This is a genomic window from Bradyrhizobium sp., from assembly GCF_019242285.1.
Lineage (GTDB): Bacteria > Pseudomonadota > Alphaproteobacteria > Rhizobiales > Xanthobacteraceae > Bradyrhizobium.
In genome coordinates, this window is record NZ_JAFAVV010000442.1 from 1 (window position 1) to 2,240 (window position 2,240).

A 2,240-nucleotide genomic window follows, 5' to 3' on the forward strand; every position below is an offset into this window, starting at 1 on the left:
TCCACGGCGCCTCGAACTCTGGCCGGAACGTTAGGAGAAGCAACACGCGACATGTTCGTACCCGGTCCACCACCCGACCAAACACCTCCAGGCTCGTCGGGTCGATCCAATGAGCATCCTCGAGGATCATCAGCACGGGATTGTCGCGTGCCAGCGCCTCTGTCTGGGAAACGAGCGCTTCCAGTGTCTTCTGCCGACGCTGCGCTGGGGCCAGGTCGGCCGCGGGATAGCGTCCATCGTTTGGCAGTGACAGCATCTCCGCAAGAAGTGCCGCGTCATAAGCGGATGTCCAACTCCGCGCCAGGATTGCATCGAGCTTGTCGAGTTTTACCTGCACGGAATCGTTGTGCGCCAGTTTGGCCGCACGTTCCATCTGACCAATGATCGGATAAAACGCGCTGTCGGTGTGCTGCGGGGAACAGAAATAGCGCAAGCGCGTGTGCGGCTCGTTGGCGAGGCGTTCGAGAAGCCCGGCCGTGAGCCGTGATTTGCCGATGCCGGCCTCGCCGCAGAGCAGCACCACTTGGCCCTGGCCGGTTTTTGCTCTAGACCAGCGCCGAAGTAGCAGCTCGGTTTCCTCTTCCCGACCGACTAGGGCGGTCAGGCCGGTCGCGTGCAGCGCCTCGAAACGGCTTTCAACGGAGCTCGCGCGAACCGCCGCCCAGACCCTCATCGGCTCGGCGATGCCTTTAAAGTCCTTGGGACCGAGGTCCTGCAGCTGGAAGAGATTGCCGAGAAGCCTTCGCGTGCCTTCCGCAATCACCACGGTGTTAGGCTCTGCAATGCCTTGCAGGCGCGCCGCGAGGTTCGGTGTCTCGCCGACGATGCCACGCTCCTGCGCTTCGCCTGATCCGATCAGGTCGCCGACCACGACTAGGCCGGTCGCGACCCCGACCCGAGTTTGCAACGGAGCGTGTGTCTTCGCGGCGGCAATCGCAGCGATCAGCTCCAGCCCGGCCAGCACTGCCCGCTCCGCATCATCTTCATGCGCCTGCGGATAGCCAAAATAGACAAGCACGCCATCCCCCATGTATTTCGCAACGAACCCGTCGAAGCGGCGCACGGTCTCGACGACGCATTTCTGATAGGCGGAAATGACTTCGCGCATATCCTCCGGGTCCATGCGTGCGGACAGCGCCGTTGAGCCGACCAAGTCGGAGAACATCACTGTCACCTGCCGGCGCTCCGCGGTGTTGAGGGGCGGCGACGCGGCAGGGGCCGCAGACGCAACGGAGAGTCCGGGCGCGTTCTTGTCGCTGTCTTCGACTTTGGCGATTGCACCCAAAAGCTTACGACGATGGCCGAGTAGGACGCCGAGCTTCTCCAGATCTTGCTCAGTCAGATCGGGGAAAACACTGAGGTCGATTCCGTTCTCCTCGAAAAGCGGGGCGTAGTCCGCCAAGCCGAGTTTTTCGAGCCATTCCGCAATCGGCTGCATCCGCCCTCCGGCAGGATCCGAGGATCGCTGGCTCAGCATAGCATATCTTGGAGGGGCTTTGCGCCCTGCAATACAGCGGGAAAGCGCGCTGATGTCCGAGATGGGTCATAGGCGTAAGCCAGCCTCCGGCCCAAGTTGCGCCTGAGTTTACGCCGAAAGGCAGACATCAAGGCCTAGGCCACCTCGGGATTTCTGGTGGATCGCGGCCGCCAACTACGCGGCCGCTGCGGGCGGCTAAATAGGCCGTCTTCCGACGGCCGCCGCGAAAATGTCCCCTCCTGTCTCCTAGCGGTTTCGGGCGACATTGGGCGGCGGGGGCGAAAGGCGGCGCAGGGCGCCCTGGAGCGCCGTTGACGAGGGTGCCGACACCATTGTACCCGCGAGCCACATTGGACGCGCCGCGCGATTGGGGCTCGACTCGACGCCCTTGGGGCATGAGGGGCGCTTGGGATAGCCACGACGCTAGCCGGTTTCCCCCGGTTTTCGCCAGTGTAAAGTGTAAGTCACTGATTTGCTTGGTGAGCGCGCCGGGGCTCGAACCCGGGACCTACTGATTAAAAGTCAGTTGCTCTACCGGCTGAGCTACGCGCTCCGGCGGCGTGGTGGTAAGCCGGGCGTCCCCCGGGGTCAATAGCGGCACGCGCGCGCCCAAGCTCGTCATCCCGCAAGCGCCTGCCACCTTATCCACGACGCCGGCTGAAGTCTTTTGAGACTGGAGCTGCCCGCTCCTACCCCCTGGCACGACTGATGCGGATCTCCCTGTTTTGGACCGAAATCGGCGCGGGCGCTCGACGTCGTGCAC

Annotated in this window: 1 protein-coding gene and 1 tRNA gene; both read right to left on the reverse strand. The window is 63.3% G+C overall.

Going from position 1 to position 2,240, the window contains the following annotated elements; translation table 11 throughout:
- Positions 1–1,438, reverse strand: a 1,438-nt coding sequence (locus JOY90_RS17360) for an adenylate/guanylate cyclase domain-containing protein (RefSeq protein WP_291692346.1), incomplete at its 3' end; no start/stop codon positions are given.
- Between the two features lie 516 nt (positions 1,439–1,954).
- Positions 1,955–2,030 (reverse strand) — tRNA-Lys (locus tag JOY90_RS17365).
- Positions 2,031–2,240: the final 210 nt, after the last annotated feature.